The sequence below is a fragment of the Streptomyces sp. JW3 genome (genome assembly GCF_052216785.1).
GTDB lineage: Bacteria > Actinomycetota > Actinomycetes > Streptomycetales > Streptomycetaceae > Streptomyces.
Genome location: NZ_JBQOUX010000018.1, coordinates 26,197 through 41,467 on the forward strand (window position 1 = coordinate 26,197; position 15,271 = coordinate 41,467).

The window sequence follows — 15,271 nt, forward strand, 5'->3', positions numbered from 1 at the left end:
TGTCCGGCCGGCCGGATCTGGGAGCGTCTTCGGGCGTGCTGTTTCGGGCCGGGGTCTGTGATCGTCTCTGGTCGGCGCCGTTGTCCGGCCGGCCGGACCCGGGAGCGTCCTCGGGCCCGCTGTTCCCGGCCCCGGCCCCGGCCGTGCTCCGCCGCCGTCCCTCGTCGGCTCCGCCCGCCGCCCGGCCGGGCGCCACCTCCCGGGCCCCGTCCCGCAACCGCCGCGCCTCCGCCCGCCACCGGGTGCCGTAGGCGTCACCCCGGCGCCGGGCGGCCCGCACGGCGGCGGCCAGGTCGTCTCCGTACTCCCGGGGCGCCTCCTCACTGAGTAGTGCGACGGCCTCCACCACGGCGTCCGGGGCCCCGGCCGGCCCACCGGAACCCGCCGCGTCCAGCAGCGCCCGCCCCAGCCGCGGATGCACCCCCAGTCGGGACAGCCGGGTGCCCCGCGCGGTGGCGTGGCCGGTGGCGTCGACCGCGCCCACGGCGGTCAGGACCGACCGCGCCGCCGCCATCGCCCCGCCCGGCGGCGGGTCCAGGAGCGCCAGGCCGGACGCGTCCGGATCGCCCCAGCACGCCGCCTGGAGAGCGAACGCCGTCAGGTCGGCCACCTTGATCTCCGGCGCCGGGAACCGCGGCAGACGGCCGTGCTCCGCCTCCGTCCAGCACCGGTAGACCGCACCCATCGCCTCCCGCCCGGCCCGCCCCGCCCGCTGCCGCGCGGCGGCCTGCGAGGCCCGTACCGTGGCCAGCGCGCTCAGCCCGCGCGCGTGGTCCACCCGCGGCTCCCGGGCCAGCCCCGAGTCGACGACCACCCGCACCCCGGGGACCGTCAGCGACGACTCCGCGACCGACGTCGCCAGCACCACCCGGCGCCGCTGCCCGGGCGCCAGTACCGCGTCCTGCACGGCGGCCGGCGCTCGCCCGTGCACCTGGAGGACGTCCACGCCGTCCAGCCCGCCGAGCTGCCCCGCGACCCGCGCGATCTCGCCCACGCCCGGCAGGAAGCACAGCACGTCCCCGTCCCGCTCGGCCAGCGCCCGCCGCACCACCGACGCCACGTGCGTCAGCAGCGCGGGATCGACCCGCATCCCGTGCGGCGGCCGGACCGGCCGGGCCGGCGGCGCCCACACCGTCTCCACCGGGTACGAGGCACCCGCCGCCTCGACGACCGGCGCCCCGCCCAGCAGCGCCGCCCAGCCCGCCGCGTCCGTCGTCGCCGACGCGGCCACCAGCCGCAGCTCGGGGCGGAGCGTCTCGCGCACGTCCCACAGGAACGCCGCCGCCGTGTCCGCGTCCAGATGCCGCTCATGACACTCGTCGAGGATCACCACGTCCACGCCGGTCAGCTCCTGGTCGCGCTGGAGCCGCTGGAGCAGTACGCCCGTCGTGACGACCTCCACGCGCGTGTGCCGCCCCACGACCCGCTCCCCGCGCACGGTGAACCCGACGCTCTCGCCGGGCTTCTCGCCCAGCAGCCAGGCCATCCGCCGGGCCGCCGCGCGGGCGGCGATCCGCCGCGGCTCCGCCACGGTCACCCGCGCGGGGACACCCCCGCCGACCAGCCCGGCCAGCACCAGCGGCACCAGCGTGGTCTTGCCGGTGCCGGGCCGGGCGACCAGCACGGCGGTGCCGTGCGCCGCCAGGGCGTCGTCCAGACCGGGCAGGGCGGCGCGTACGGGAAGGGCGTCCAGGGCGTCGTAACGGATCACGCACTCAGTCTCGTACGCACACGAAGATCGCCGTCCCCGGGATCAGGTTCCCGCGCAGCGGGGACCAGCCGCCCCACTCGGAGGTGTTCCAGGCGGGCCACTCCGGTTCCACCAGGTCGACCAGGGTCAGGCCCGCGGCGACCACGTCGCGGACCCGGTCGCCGAGCGTGCGGTGGTGCTCGACGTACACCGCGCGGCCGTCGTCGTCCTGCTCGACGTAGGGCGTGCGGTCGAAGTAGGACGACGCGACGCTCAGCCCCTCCGGGCCCGGCTCGTCCGGGAAGGCCCAGCGGATCGGATGCGTCACGGAGAACACGAACCGCCCGCCGGGGCGCAGCACCCGCCGCACCTCCGACAGCACCAGCCGCGGATCGGCCACGAAGGGCAGCGCCCCGTACGCCGAGCAGGCCAGGTCGAAGGAGGCGTCGGCGAACGGCAGCGCGCCCGCGTCGGCGCACACCAGGGGGAACGGACTGCCGATCCGCAGGGCGTGCTGGAGCTGGCGGTGCGAGAGGTCCAGGGCGACCGGGCGGGCCCCCTGGGCGGCCAGCCAGCGCGAGCACTGGGCCGCGCCGGCGCCGATCTCCAGGACGTCCCGGCCCTTCAGCTCCTCCGGCGGGCCGAGCAGCTCGGCCTCCACCTCGTCGAGTCCTTCGGGACACCACACGAAGCGGTCGTCGCCGAGGAAGGTGCCGTGCTCGACCTGGTACTCGTCCGCGTTGCGGTCCCACCAGCCACGGTTGGCGCGGGCGCTCTCGGTGACGCCTGCCGCACGCCGGGTGGCCTCCGGTTCGGGACCTTCGGGCTCTTGGATGACGGGCTCCCTCGTACTAATCTGCGGCTCCTCCGTACGACCGTGTCCCACGGGTGTCACAAGGGGGCGCCGCAGGGCCCGCGTGGCCTCGGGAGACACGATTTGTGCCGGGTATGCGGCGATCCGCCCCGGGTGTGCGGCTTCGCGCATTGACCCTGCCCGGCTGCCCCCGTATGCTACAAGTTGCGCTGCGGGCTTGCGCACCTCAGACGTAGCAGGCTGCGCTCGCATCTGTATGTATGTCCCCTCGGTTGTCGAGGCGCATCACCGGTCATCCGGTGGGGCGCTTCCTTGGCTGTCCGGCTTCTACAGGGCGAAACGGGCTCCGGCGTAGCAGTACCTACGACTTCAATGTCCGTACCGGAGCCCTTTCCCACATGACGAGCAGCACCGAGACCACCGCCACCACCCCGCAGGTAGCGGTCAACGACATCGGTAACGAGGAAGCCTTCCTCGCCGCGATCGACGAGACGATCAAGTACTTCAACGACGGCGACATCGTCGACGGCGTCATCGTGAAGGTCGACCGGGACGAGGTCCTGCTCGACATCGGTTACAAGACCGAAGGCGTTATCCCGAGCCGCGAGCTCTCGATCAAGCACGACGTCGACCCCAATGAGGTCGTCGCCGTGGGTGACGAGATCGAGGCCCTTGTTCTCCAGAAGGAGGACAAGGAAGGCCGCCTGATCCTCTCGAAGAAGCGCGCCCAGTACGAGCGTGCCTGGGGCACCATCGAGAAGATCAAGGAAGAGGACGGGATCGTCACCGGTACCGTCATCGAGGTCGTCAAGGGTGGTCTCATCCTCGACATCGGCCTCCGTGGCTTCCTCCCGGCCTCCCTGGTCGAGATGCGCCGCGTCCGTGACCTCCAGCCCTACGTGGGCAAGGAGCTCGAGGCCAAGATCATCGAGCTGGACAAGAACCGCAACAACGTGGTCCTGTCCCGCCGTGCCTGGCTGGAGCAGACCCAGTCCGAGGTCCGCCAGACCTTCCTCACCACCCTCCAGAAGGGCCAGGTGCGGTCCGGCGTCGTCTCCTCGATCGTCAACTTCGGTGCCTTCGTGGACCTGGGTGGCGTCGACGGTCTGGTCCACGTGTCCGAGCTGTCCTGGAAGCACATCGACCACCCCTCCGAGGTTGTCGAGGTCGGCCAGGAAGTCACCGTCGAGGTCCTCGACGTGGACATGGACCGCGAGCGCGTCTCCCTGTCGCTGAAGGCGACCCAGGAAGACCCGTGGCAGCAGTTCGCCCGCACCCACCAGATCGGCCAGGTCGTGCCCGGCAAGGTCACGAAGCTGGTTCCGTTCGGTGCGTTCGTCCGTGTGGACGAGGGCATCGAGGGTCTGGTCCACATCTCCGAGCTGGCCGAGCGCCACGTGGAGATCCCGGAGCAGGTCGTCCAGGTCAACGACGAGATCTTCGTCAAGGTCATCGACATCGACCTCGAGCGCCGTCGCATCAGCCTCTCGCTGAAGCAGGCCAACGAGGCCTTCGGCGCCGACCCGTCGACGGTCGAGTTCGACCCGACCCTGTACGGCATGGCCGCGTCCTACGACGACCAGGGCAACTACATCTACCCCGAGGGCTTCGACCCCGAGACCAACGACTGGCTCGAGGGCTACGAGACCCAGCGCGAGGCGTGGGAGACCCAGTACGCCGAGGCGCAGCAGCGCTTCGAGCAGCACCAGGCGCAGGTCATCAAGTCCCGCGAGGCGGACGAGAAGGCCGCTGCCGAGGGCACCGACGTCGCGGGTGCGGCTCCGGTCGCCTCCGGCGGTGGCGGCGGCTCGTACTCGTCCGAGGGCGGCGACAACTCCGGCGCCCTGGCGTCGGACGAGGCGCTGGCCGCGCTGCGCGAGAAGCTGGCCGGCGGCCAGAGCTGACGCTCACCCCGGTACACCGGCAGTAGCTGTACGGAAGACCCCGTTCCCTCTTCGAGGGGGCGGGGTCTTCCGCGTCTCCGGCCCCTGCCCTGACAGCCGTAACAATCGGAAATCTGTGCGAGATGACGAAGTGTGTCGGCGTGTAACACGGCGCTGTGAGGATCCCTCCCGACTCCAAGATCGCCGCCGTCGGGTACGGCGGTGATCCCCAGGGACATCTGACGGGACCCAAGGGAAAGGGGATCCGCCGCATGGCAGAACCTCAAGCGGGAACGGGAACCAGCCGCCGCGGCTTTCTGCGCAGCGTCGGCGTCACGGGCGGCGCCGGCGCCATGTTCGCCACCATGGGGGCCCTCGGCCTCGCCCCCACCGCCGCCTACGCGGCCGAGAAGGAGCCGCCCTTCCGGGCGCCCCGCAGCGGCGACTTCCACCTCCAGGGCCGGCACGGCAAGCCCGCCAAGGTGGCCGTCATCGGCGGCGGCATCGCCGGCCTCACCACCGCCTACGAACTCGGCAAGGCCGGCTACGACTGCACCGTCCTGGAGGCCCGCGACCGCGTGGGCGGCCGCAACTTCACCGTCCGCGGCGGCGACACCACCGTCGACCTCGCCGGACACCGCCAGACGGCGAAGTTCAGCGACGGCCAGTACATGAACTGCGGCCCCGGCCGGCTCGCCCAGTGGATGGTCACCCTCGACTACTGCCGCGAACTGGGCGTCGACGTCGAGGTGTTCACCAACAGCAACGCCAGCGCGCTCATCTACAACGAGAACAGCGGCATGACGGCCCCGGTCCAGTACCGCACCGCCAAGGCCGACGTCTACGGCTACGTCTCCGAACTGCTAGCCAAGGCCACCGACTCCGGCGCCCTGGACGCCGCCCTCACCGCCGACGACAAGGAGAGGCTGCGGACCTTCCTGAAGAGCTACGGCTCCCTCGGCGCCGACTACAAGTACACCGGCACCGAGCACCGGGGCTTCACCGTCGACCCGGGCGCCACCGGCACCCCCGGCGAGGAACTCGGCGGCGTGCCCTCCCTGAGCGACGTCTTCGCCTCCAACGTCGGCCGGTACTTCTCCTTCGAGTTCGGCTACGACCAGGCGATGCTGATGTTCCAGCCGGTCGGCGGCATGGACGCGATACCCAAGGCGTTCGCCCGCGCCATCGGCCACGACAGGATCCGCACCGGCGCCCCCGTCACCGACGTCCGCAACACCAGCGACGGCGTCGTCGTGACCTACCGGCAGAACGGCCGGACCCGCACCATGGTGGCCGACTACTGCGTCGCCACCCTCGCCCCGCACATCCTGGCCAAGACCTCCCACAACCTCGGCTCCGCCGTGCAGACCGCCCTGGAGGCCGTGCGCCCCTCCCAGGCGTCGAAGATCGGCCTGGAGTACCGGAGCCGCTGGTGGGAGACCGACTTCAAGATATTCGGCGGCATCACCGAGACCGACCTCGACCTCGCCCACATCTGGTACCCGTCCTACGGCCACCTCGGCGAACGCGGCCTGCTCATCGGCTACTACAACACCGGCACCGCCTCCGAGACGTACTCGGCGCTCACCCCCGCCGAACGCCAGGCGCGCGCCGTGGCCCAAGGAGTCAAGATCCACGGCGAGAAGTACCGGACCGAACTGGCCGCCGCCTTCTCCCACCAGTGGAAGCTCACCCCGTACCTCGAAGGCGCCTGGCACTCCATGCCCGGCGGTCCCGACGCCCCCGCCTACGCACCTCTCAACCAGGCTCAGGGACATGTCTACTTCGCCGGTGACTACCTCAGCTACCTCGACGCCTGGCAGCACGGCGCGATCGCGTCCGCCCGCAAGGTGGTGACGGAGCTGCACGCGCGCGTGCTCGCTTCCTGAGAACCCGGTGAGGTTCTGCGTCCCTCGGGGTCCGGGCGGGAATGCCCGGACCCCCGCGGACGTTCGACCTGGGGGAAGACAAGGGAGGACCGCCACAGTGCTTGATCCACAGGGTTTGTACACATGGGAGCCGAAGGGCCTGGCCGTGGTCGACATGGCGCTCGCCCAGGAGTCGGCCGGTCTTGTCATGCTCTACCACTTCGACGGCTACATCGACGCCGGGGAGACCGGCGACCAGATCGTCGAGCAGGTGCTCGACTCGCTGCCCCACCAGGTCGTCGCCCGGTTCGACCACGACCGGCTCGTGGACTACCGGGCCCGCCGGCCGCTGCTGACGTTCAAGCGCGACCGCTACACCGACTACGAGGTGCCCGCCCTGGAGGTGCGTCTGGTCCAGGACGCCACCGGAGCGCCCTTCCTGCTGCTGTCCGGTCCGGAGCCCGATGTCGAGTGGGAGCGCTTCGCCGCGGCCGTCGGACAGATCGTGAAGCGGCTCGGCGTCCGCCTGGCCGTCAGCTTCCACGGCATCCCGATGGGCGTCCCGCACACCCGCCCGGTCGGCATCACCCCGCACGGCAACCGCTCCGACCTGGTCCCCGGCCACCGCAGCCCGTTCGAGGAGGCGCAGGTCCCCGGCAGCGCCGAGGCACTCGTCGAACACCGGCTCATGGAGGCCGGACACGACGTCCTGGGCGTCGCCGCGCACGTCCCCCACTACATCGCCCGCTCCGCCTACCCGGACGCCGCGCTGACCGTCCTGGAGTCCATCACGGCCGCCACCGGCCTGGTGCTGCCCGGCATCGCGCACTCGCTGCGCACCCAGGCGCACCGCACCCAGACCGAGATCGACCGGCAGATCCAGGAGGGCGACGAGGAGCTCACCGCACTCGTCCAGGGCCTGGAGCACCAGTACGACGCCGCCGCGGGCGCCGAGACCCGGGGCAACATGCTCGCCGAGCCGGTGGAGATCCCCTCCGCGGACGAGATCGGCCGCGAGTTCGAACGGTTCCTGGCGGAGCGCGAGGGGGACGGCTGAGAAAGCCCCCTGGGGAAGTCCACTGGGGCAACGTCCTAGGCTTGCGGTCATGCTGAAGGTGGGCCTGACCGGCGGGATCGGCGCCGGCAAGAGCGAAGTGTCCCGGCTGCTCGTGGAGTGCGGCGCCGTACTGATCGACTCGGACCGCATCGCACGCGAGGTGGTCGAGCCCGGGACCGAGGGGCTCGCCGCGGTGGTCGACGCCTTCGGCGCGGACGTCCTGACCGCGGACGGCGGGCTGGACCGGCCGAAGCTCGGCTCGATCGTCTTCGCCGATCGGGACCGGCTCGGCGTACTGAACTCGATCGTGCACCCCCTGGTGCGCGCCCGGTCCGAGGAACTGGAGCGGGCCGCGGCACGGGACGCCGTCGTCGTGCACGACGTGCCGCTCCTCACTGAGAACGGCCTCGCGCCCCTCTACGACCTCGTGATCGTCGTCGACGCCGACCCCGCCACCCAGCTGGACCGGCTGGTCCGGCTGCGCGGTATGACCGAACCGGACGCCCGCGCCCGGATGGCCGCCCAGGCCACCCGTGCACAGCGCCGGGCCGTCGCGGACATCGTCATCGACAACGACGTACCGCTGGACGACCTCCGGCGCCGGGTCGAGGACGTGTGGGCCGAGCTGGCGGCGCGGGCGCGTACGTCCTCCCAGGAACCCCGGCCGCCCCAGGAATAGCGGCACCCGCACGGGCGTTGAACCGCCCCAGTGAGGGAAGGACTCTGCCGTGCCCGAGACCAGCGGACCGACCGGACGCACACCGGAGACGGACGTGATCGACTTCCGTGCCGCCGAGCAGCTGCTCGCGGCCCGGGACCCGCGGGGCGCGGTGAAGCTGCTGGACAGTGTGATCGCCGCGCACCCGGAGAACACCGCCGCCCGGCTGCTGCGCGCACGCGCCTTCTTCGCCGCGGCGCAGCTCAGACCCGCCGAGCTGGAGTTCACCATCGTGCTGGAACGAGAGCCGGACAACGCCTTCGCGCACTTCGCGCTGGCCCGCACCTACGAACGCCAGAACCGCCCCGACCAGGCCCGACGCCACTTCCGGCTGGCCGCCGCGCTGGATCCCAATCCGCAGTACCTGCGGCGGGCGGACTTCGACGGCTGAGGGCGGCGGGCCGTGTCCGGGCGGGCACGTCCCGTGGGCGGGTAACGAGGCCCCGGCGACTTGGCGGCGTCCGTCCAGTACCGCAAGTGCCGCAAGTGCCGCTGTCTACCGGCGTCAGTACCGCTGTCTACCGGCGTCCGTCCAGCGGCCGGTACGGCGGGATGTCCCGGCCGGGCTGCCAGTGCGGGCCCTGGCGGATGTGCCGCAGCACCACGGCCAGGTCGACCGTGACCACCAGCCACAGCGCCGCGCAGGCCGCGGCCCAGCCGGGCCGGCCGACCAGCACGAACGCCACCGTGCCGAAGACCGTCCAGACCTCGCCCCACACGCTCAGCCAGAAGCGTGTCCGCAGGGCACTGCGCGCGGTCGCCGGTTCACTGCCTGTACGCATCTCGATCACCCGCTCCCACTGGCAACGTACTCGGCACCGGAACCGTTGACCAGGCGGACCTCGCACGGCCTGTGTTCACTCGTTCGGGTGAGCCGGTCCGGGGTTGGAACGGCGTGCGGGAGCGGTCCGTTGGACGGGCATGGAGCTGAGAATGCGAGCGGGGCACAAGGGGACGGGACCCGGGGCCATCACCCCGGACGGCTGTGCGGTCGAGCTCTACGCCCGGCTGCCGGCCGGAGCCGAGCCGGACATCGTCGCGTCCGCCGCGCCGGCGGGCGCCCGTGTCCTGGAGCTGGGCAGCGGCGTCGGGCGGCTGACCCACCCGCTGCGGGAGCGCGGGTTCACGGTGACGGCCGTCGACGAGTCCGCCGAGATGCTCGAGCGGGTCCGGGGCGCCCGCACGATATGCGGCCCCATCGAGGACCTCGACCTGGGCGAGACGTTCGACGTGGTGCTGCTCGCCTCGTTCCTCGTGCACACCGCCGACGCGGAGGTGCGGCGGGGGCTGCTGCGGGCCTGCGCCCGGCATGTGGCGAAGGACGGCTGCGTCCTGATCCAGCGGGAGGGCGAGGACTACCACACCCGGGTGCCCAGGGAGCGGGCCGACCCCGGCGGCTTCACCGTGCGCATCGCCTCGTCGGAACCGATCGGCGACGGAGTCCACGAGGTACGCGCCGAGTACGAGTTCCCGGACGCGGTCTGGACACAGACCTTCCGGGCGCGGCCGATGACACGGGAGGAGTTCGAGGCGGCGCTGGCGGAGGCGGGGCTGAGCGTGGACCGGTATCTGACCGAGGACCGGATATGGGTGCGGGCCGTGCCCGCGGCCTGAACCGAAGACCTGGCTGCGGTCCACGGGCCAGGGCCGCGGGCACGGCCGGGGGCGAGTGTCAGAGGCGACCGCCCGGGACCACCGAGAACGACGGCGGGCCGGCCGGCAGGGACACCGTGTACTGGCTCAGATAGGTGTCCAGGAACGGTGACCGGTCACCCTGGGTGGCGACGTCGTCGGACGGGTCGTCCAGGGCCAGTTCCAGCCGCGCGTTCTTGACCTTGATGGTCTCGCCGGAGGGCGTGTCACGCCACGAGCCGGTCTGGATGGAGCCGATCTCGACGGCCAGGACGTGCCCGGCGGTCAGCGTCCAGTCGGTCGACTTCAGATCGACGGTCAGCCGGCCCGACTCCACCAGCGAGACCTGCTCGTCGAACATGACGGCGCTGCCGTCCGGGGCGACGTCGTAGAGCTTGAGCATGATGTTGCCCTCGCCCCGGGCGGTCAGCGAGATCTGCGGAGTGCCCGTGACGCGTACGTCGCGCTGCACGGGCTTCGACCACACGAAGAAACTGGAGGTGATGTCACCGGACCGCTGGGTCTCGGCCTGGGCCTCGGCCAGTCCCCTCGGCGCGGTCTGCTCGGTCGCGGGCGCGTTCTCCAGATCCCACTTGCCCGACGGCTGGGACTGCTTGGGCGCCGGGGTGCCGCCCGAGGCGGTCAGCGCCGCGCGGGCCGAGGCACCGCCGTCGTCCACGTAGGAGCCGCCGCCGAGCGAGAGGTCGACGGACCGTTCGACGACCGGCCAGGTGCGCTGGGCGCGCCAGGCTCCGGTGGAGTCCTCGACGGCGTAAGACGGGTAACGGACCGTCGGTTTGCCGCCCTTGAGGTACTGGTCGTAGAAGGAGAGCGTCTCCGCGTACCAGCCCTCGCGGCCCATCGCGAGGCGGCCGTCGCTGACGCGGTCGCCGCCGCGGACGTGGTCCCACTGGCCGAGCCAGCCGCGTTCGACGCCCTGGTGGTTGTCGAGGTACTCCTCCATCTCCTCGGGCTTGGTGTTGTTCTCGATGAAGCCCTGGGTGACGAAGAGCGGGGTGTCGCTGCCCTTGGCCATCGCCGCCAGATCACGGGAGGTCCAGTGCAGGTCCCACTGGTCGGATATTCGGTACCCGGCGGAGTTCTCGGTCAGGCACTCCGGATGGGTGTCCTCATAGCGGGCGTTGGCCTGGTAGGAGGCGTCGTCGTCCGTCATCGGCGCCATCGTGGCGATGGAGTTGTAGGCGTCGGCGGTGCCGGTCACGTTCGGCCGGGGCACGCCGTTGGAGTAGATGTACTGGTACATGTCCCAGACGGGCTCCTGGGCCACCACGGCCTTCAGCGCGCGCTGGTCCAGGTTGTTGCCGATCAGACCGGTCACGGCGTCGTACGACTTGCCGTACATGCCGACCGCGCCGGTGGACCAGGGCTGCCTCGCGGCCCAGGCGACGGCGGCCTCGACGTCGGCCTGCTCGCCGGGCCCGCCCCAGTCCAGGCAGCCGGTGGAGCCGCCGAAGCCGCGCAGGTCGACCATGACGAAGGCGTAGCCGTTGTCGAACAGGTCGGCGCCCTCGATGAAGTCCTGGAACCGGGCGGAGGGGCCGGTGTGGGTGAAGCCCTCCGGGCCGGTCTGCCCCGCGTGCGCGAAGTAGGGGCCGATCGACAGGATGACCGGCACCTTCTTCTTCTTGGGCAGAGACTCGGGCAGCAGGACGTCGGCGTGCAGTTCGGTGCCGGAGTCGTCCGCGGACGGGAAGTAGTGCTGGGTCCAGACCGAGCCCTCGGGGACACGGTCGTTCTCCTCGTGCGTGACCGGGTCGGTCGCGGTGGCGACCGGTGCCGCGGTGACATCGGGGGCCGCGGCGACGGGACCGGCGAGTGCGCCGGTCAGCGCGAAGGCGGCGATGAGCGCCGAGGCGGCCCGGACGGCCGCGCGACGTGCTCTCACATGCTCCTCCTGGGGTCATGGAGTCATGGACGGAGATGACGCAATTGGTGCGAACATGCCAAGTTGGGTGAAAGGTGCGGGTGGTGTCGGCGGTGCGGGTGGTTCTGGTGGTGCGATGAGCAGGTCTAGCAGCGATTCCGGTCCGCCGTCGATGGGGCGTCGTCGACGGGGTGTCGGGGATGTGTCGGAATGTCCGGGCTGGTGTCCGGGTGTCCGGGTGCGAGCGTGCCTGGGCACCGGCCGTGGGGCGGCCGGTGAGGAGGGGCGGTCGGGGGTGATCGGAGGGCAGGGCTCCGGGTCAGTGGCCGCCGGGGCGGTCCTTGAGGCTGTTCAGGGCGCGCAGGCGTTCCAGTTCGCGGCGGTCGCGCTTGGTCGGCCGGCCCGTGCCCCGGTCGCGGATGGCCACGGGGGCGACGGCCTCGCGCGGCGGGGGCGGCGGGGAGTTGTCGACGTAGCACTGGACGGCCACCGGGGCGCCGACCCGCTTGCGGATCAGGCGCTTCACGACGACGACACGCTCCCGGCCCTCGTGGCGCAGGCGGACCTCGTCGCCGACGCGCAGGGAGTAGGCGGGCTTCACGCGCTCGCCGTTCACGCGGACGTGGCCGCCCCGGCAGGCGGTCGCCCCGACGGAGCGGGTCTTGACCAGCCGGACGGCCCAGATCCAGCTGTCGACCCGGACGGTCCCACCGTGCTGCGGTCCGGCCGCCTCGGCGGCGGCCACAGCGGCGGCGACCTTGGGGTCGACAACCTTGGGATCGGCAACCTTGGGCTCGACAGTGGGGTCGGTCCCGGACCCGGCGGCGGCCTCCGTCGTGGGTGTCCCGCCGGTCTGGTCGTCGGCCGTCGCCTCGGCGGGATGCCGCGCATGAGTCCCCGCGCCGTTCCTGTCCTCGTCACGCTCGGAAGCCATGACCCGACCTTAGCCGTCCGGCACCCGGTGCTGTCCTGGCCCTACGGTGGAGGCATGGACAGCAGCGCCCTCACCGGACTCGACCAGCGGATCGCGGGATGCCGGGCCTGTCCGCGGCTGGTCGACTGGCGCGAGGAGGTGGCCCGTACCAAGCGGGCGGCCTTCGCCGACTGGACGTACTGGGGCCGCCCGGTCCCCGGCTTCGGACCGGCGGACGCCCGGCTGCTGATCGTCGGACTGGCCCCGGCGGCCCACGGCGGGAACCGCACCGGACGGATGTTCACCGGCGACCGCTCTGGTGACGTGCTGTACCGGGCGCTGTACGACGTGGGCCTCGCCTCGCAGCCCACGGCCGTCTCCGCCGACGACGGGCTGGAACTGCTCGGCGTGCGCGTCACCTCACCCGTGCACTGCGCCCCGCCCGCCAACAAGCCCACCCCGGCGGAGCGCGACACGTGCCGCCCCTGGCTGGTCCAGGAACTACGGCTGCTGCGGCCGACCCTGCGGGCCGTGATCGTGCTCGGCGCCTTCGGCTGGCAGGCCGCGCTGCCCGCGTTCGCCGCCGCGGGCTGGACGGTGCCCCGGCCGCGCCCGGCGTTCGCCCACGGCGCCCGGATCACCCTCGCCGCCGAGACCGAGACCGAGACCGAGACCGAGACCGAGACCGAGGCTGGGGACAGCGGGGCACAGGCCGCCGGCGGGGACAGCGGGGCCCTGACAGACGGCGGCCTGGATCTCTTCGGCTGCTTCCACGTCAGCCAGCGCAACACCTTCACCGGCCGGCTCACCCCCGAGATGCTTCGCGAAGTCCTCGCCACGGCGGCCCGGACGGCCGGTCTGCCCGCCGAAAACGGGGCGACAGGACCGGCGTAGCCGGTTAGCGTGCCCGGATGGCCCTGTATCCGGAGATCGAGCCGTACGACCACGGCCTGCTCGACGTCGGTGACGGCAACCGCGTCCACTGGGAGACCTGCGGGAACCCCGAGGGCAAGCCGGCCGTGGTGCTGCACGGCGGCCCCGGATCGGCCAAGAGCCCGGCCCTGCGGCGCTACTTCGACCCGGCCGCGTACCGGATCGTGCTGTTCGACCAGCGCGGCTGCGGGCGTTCGACACCGCACGCGAGCGCCTACGACACCGACATGAGCGTCAACACGACCGCGCACCAGCTCGCCGACCTGGAACTGCTGCGTCGGCACCTGGGCATCGAACGGTGGCTGGTGTGGGGCGTGTCCTGGGGCTCGGTGCTCGGGCTGCGGTACGCGCAGACGCACCCCGGCGCGGTGTCGGAACTGGTCCTGACGGCGGTGGCGACCGGCTCGAACCCCGAGGTCACGCTGATGACCCGTGGGCTCGGCAAGCTGTTCCCGGCGGCCTTCGAGGAGTTCCTCGCCCTGGTCCCCGAGGACGAGCGGGACGGCAACCTGGCCGCCACCTACAACCGGCTGCTGGAGTCCCCCGACCGGGCGCTGCGGGAGCGGGCGGCCCGCGCCTGGACCGACTGGGAGACGGCGGTCGCGTCCGTCCCGCCGCGCTCGGTACCGCGGTACGAGGACCCGGCCTTCCGGATGGGCTTCGCGCGCACGGTCACGCATTACTGGGGCAACGACCACTTCCTGGGCACGCCTGGCCCGCCCCGCGCGGACGGCCCGCCCGGCACACAAGGCTCCCCCGGCACGGAAAGCAAGGACAACGACGAGGGCGTGGTCCTGCGCGACGCGCACCTGCTGGCCGGCCTCCCCGGCACCCTGGTCCAGGGCGCCCTCGACCCCGGCAACCTGCTCGGCATCGTCTGGCGGCTGCACCACGCCTGGCCGGGGAGCGAGTTGCGGATGGTGGACGAGGTGGGCCACAACGCGGGGGCGCCGGGCATGGCGGAACTGCTGGTGGCGGCGACGGACCGGTACGCGCGCGGGTGACGCCGACGGGCGGCGCGTCAGTCGGCGTCGCCCGCCGTCAGCCGGCGTCCGCCGCCCCGAACAGATGCCGCACCGTGGAGCGGTAGTTGGCCCGTACGTGCCGCAGCGCCTGCGCGCGGGCCCGCTCCGGGTCGCCGGAGGCGATCGCCTCGTACAGCTCCCGGTGCTCGGTGAGGAGTTGCGGCCACTCCTCGTTCTGCCGGGTCAGCCAGCGCAGCCGGCCGTCGACCGGTTCCATGACCGAGACCAGCAGGCCGTTGCCCGCCAGCGCCAGGATGCCGTCGTGGAACCGGGTGTTGACGTCGGTGATCGCCTCGGCGTCCCCGGCCCCGGTGGCCCGCGCCGCCGCCCGCAGCAGTTCGGCCAGCTCCGCCAGCGCCGCGGGGGTCGCCCGGGTCGCCGCCAGCCCGGCCGCGTACACCTCCAACGCCTCGCGCAGCTCGAAGAGTTCCCGCACGTCGTCCGGTGTCAGTCGCCGCACGACAGTCCGGCGCGGGGTCTCGAACAGCACGAAACCCTCGGTGACCAGGGCCCGGATCGCCTCCCGGACCGGTACCCGGGACACCCCGAAACGCTCGGCCAGCTCCCGTTCCACCAGCCGGTCGCCGGGCCGCAGCCGGCCCGCGATGATGTCCTGCCGCAGCCCCGCAAGGACGCGCTCGCGCACCGCGCCGAGCGGTTCGATCTTCCCCATGCGTCCCATCTTCGCCGACTCCGGCGGTGTTTTACGGAGCGTTAACGGGCGTGACATCGGTCCGAAGGGTTGACGGGAGGACCATGACGACAGTTTGGTATACCAAAAATCAACGGGCTTCAAAACTGACGAACTTCAAAACCAACGAACTTCAAAACCAACGGACTCCCCGCCGGCCCC

At 72.2% G+C, this 15,271-nt stretch carries 14 protein-coding genes; 8 read left to right on the forward strand and 6 right to left on the reverse strand.

All coding sequences use genetic code 11. The features are described from left to right. Positions 1-1,711 (reverse strand): helicase-related protein (locus tag ACTT8P_RS10555; RefSeq protein ID WP_442831301.1); only part of this gene is annotated, 1,711 nt, incomplete at its 3' end. 4 nt (positions 1,712-1,715) lie between these two features. Then, entirely contained in the window at positions 1,716-2,675 is a 960-nt protein-coding gene (locus ACTT8P_RS10560) for a class I SAM-dependent methyltransferase (protein ID WP_442831302.1), read from the reverse strand. 227 nt (positions 2,676-2,902) lie between these two features. Here ACTT8P_RS10560 and rpsA point away from each other — a divergent pair, with 227 nt between their 5' ends. The 5 genes from rpsA to ACTT8P_RS10585 all read left to right on the forward strand — a co-directional run bounded on the left by rpsA (position 2,903) and on the right by ACTT8P_RS10585 (position 8,421). Further along, positions 2,903-4,408 (forward strand): 30S ribosomal protein S1, encoded by a 1,506-nt coding sequence (rpsA, locus tag ACTT8P_RS10565; RefSeq protein WP_442831303.1) that lies wholly within the window; start codon positions 2,903-2,905, stop codon positions 4,406-4,408. 251 nt (positions 4,409-4,659) lie between these two features. Continuing rightward, positions 4,660-6,276: a flavin monoamine oxidase family protein gene (locus ACTT8P_RS10570; RefSeq protein ID WP_442831304.1), complete on the forward strand. Its 1,617-nt coding sequence runs from the start codon at positions 4,660-4,662 to the stop codon at positions 6,274-6,276. 97 nt (positions 6,277-6,373) lie between these two features. Next, on the forward strand, positions 6,374-7,312 hold the full coding sequence (locus ACTT8P_RS10575; RefSeq protein ID WP_442831305.1) for a PAC2 family protein: 939 nt from the start codon (positions 6,374-6,376) through the stop codon (positions 7,310-7,312). Between the two features lie 49 nt (positions 7,313-7,361). Further along, a complete protein-coding gene (gene coaE, locus ACTT8P_RS10580) occupies positions 7,362-7,991 on the forward strand; it encodes a dephospho-CoA kinase (protein WP_442831306.1) in 630 nt (209 codons plus the stop codon). Between the two features lie 49 nt (positions 7,992-8,040). After that, the gene (locus ACTT8P_RS10585; protein WP_442831307.1) at positions 8,041-8,421 is read left to right on the forward strand and encodes a tetratricopeptide repeat protein; all 381 of its coding nucleotides are present in this window, start codon (positions 8,041-8,043) and stop codon (positions 8,419-8,421) included. A 127-nt stretch (positions 8,422-8,548) separates the two neighbouring features. On the opposite strand, the gene ACTT8P_RS10590 is transcribed toward ACTT8P_RS10585, so the two are convergent. Continuing rightward, a complete protein-coding gene (locus ACTT8P_RS10590) occupies positions 8,549-8,812 on the reverse strand; it encodes a DUF6343 family protein (RefSeq protein WP_442831308.1) in 264 nt (87 codons plus the stop codon). Positions 8,813-8,951: 139 nt separating this feature from the next. Between ACTT8P_RS10590 and ACTT8P_RS10595 the strand changes: the two genes are divergently transcribed. Continuing rightward, positions 8,952-9,644 carry a class I SAM-dependent methyltransferase gene (locus tag ACTT8P_RS10595; protein ID WP_442831309.1) on the forward strand — a complete coding sequence of 231 codons (693 nt, stop codon included), beginning with the start codon at positions 8,952-8,954 and terminating at the stop codon, positions 9,642-9,644. Between the two features lie 58 nt (positions 9,645-9,702). On the opposite strand, the gene ACTT8P_RS10600 is transcribed toward ACTT8P_RS10595, so the two are convergent. Both ACTT8P_RS10600 and ACTT8P_RS10605 read right to left on the reverse strand, forming a co-directional pair. Further along, positions 9,703-11,568, reverse strand: coding sequence for a CocE/NonD family hydrolase (locus ACTT8P_RS10600; RefSeq protein ID WP_442831310.1), 1,866 nt, complete (start codon positions 11,566-11,568; stop codon positions 9,703-9,705). A gap of 298 nt (positions 11,569-11,866) precedes the next feature. Continuing rightward, positions 11,867-12,481 (reverse strand): RNA-binding S4 domain-containing protein, encoded by a 615-nt coding sequence (locus ACTT8P_RS10605; RefSeq protein WP_442831311.1) that lies wholly within the window; start codon positions 12,479-12,481, stop codon positions 11,867-11,869. 54 nt (positions 12,482-12,535) lie between these two features. Between ACTT8P_RS10605 and ACTT8P_RS10610 the strand changes: the two genes are divergently transcribed. Further along, the gene (locus ACTT8P_RS10610) at positions 12,536-13,354 is read left to right on the forward strand and encodes a uracil-DNA glycosylase (protein ID WP_442831312.1); all 819 of its coding nucleotides are present in this window, start codon (positions 12,536-12,538) and stop codon (positions 13,352-13,354) included. A gap of 17 nt (positions 13,355-13,371) precedes the next feature. Continuing rightward, entirely contained in the window at positions 13,372-14,397 is a 1,026-nt protein-coding gene (locus ACTT8P_RS10615; protein ID WP_442831313.1) for an alpha/beta fold hydrolase, read from the forward strand. 37 nt (positions 14,398-14,434) lie between these two features. Here ACTT8P_RS10615 and ACTT8P_RS10620 read toward each other — a convergent pair whose 3' ends face one another. Next, entirely contained in the window at positions 14,435-15,091 is a 657-nt protein-coding gene (locus tag ACTT8P_RS10620) for a GntR family transcriptional regulator (RefSeq protein ID WP_442831314.1), read from the reverse strand. Between the last annotated feature and the right edge of the window lie 180 nt (positions 15,092-15,271).

Bases quoted from the DNA above. Each gene is read 5' to 3' on its own strand.
- ACTT8P_RS10560 (WP_442831302.1), bottom strand. From the start codon at position 2,675: ATGCGCGAAGCCGCACACCCGGGGCGGATCGCCGCATACCCGGCACAA.
- rpsA (WP_442831303.1), top strand. From the start codon at position 2,903: ATGACGAGCAGCACCGAGACCACCGCCACCACCCCGCAGGTAGCGGTC.
- ACTT8P_RS10570 (WP_442831304.1), top strand. From the start codon at position 4,660: ATGGCAGAACCTCAAGCGGGAACGGGAACCAGCCGCCGCGGCTTTCTG.
- coaE (WP_442831306.1), top strand. From the start codon at position 7,362: ATGCTGAAGGTGGGCCTGACCGGCGGGATCGGCGCCGGCAAGAGCGAA.
- ACTT8P_RS10590 (WP_442831308.1), bottom strand. From the start codon at position 8,812: ATGCGTACAGGCAGTGAACCGGCGACCGCGCGCAGTGCCCTGCGGACA.
- ACTT8P_RS10595 (WP_442831309.1), top strand. From the start codon at position 8,952: ATGGAGCTGAGAATGCGAGCGGGGCACAAGGGGACGGGACCCGGGGCC.
- ACTT8P_RS10605 (WP_442831311.1), bottom strand. From the start codon at position 12,481: ATGGCTTCCGAGCGTGACGAGGACAGGAACGGCGCGGGGACTCATGCG.
- ACTT8P_RS10610 (WP_442831312.1), top strand. From the start codon at position 12,536: ATGGACAGCAGCGCCCTCACCGGACTCGACCAGCGGATCGCGGGATGC.
- ACTT8P_RS10615 (WP_442831313.1), top strand. From the start codon at position 13,372: ATGGCCCTGTATCCGGAGATCGAGCCGTACGACCACGGCCTGCTCGAC.
- ACTT8P_RS10620 (WP_442831314.1), bottom strand. From the start codon at position 15,091: ATGGGGAAGATCGAACCGCTCGGCGCGGTGCGCGAGCGCGTCCTTGCG.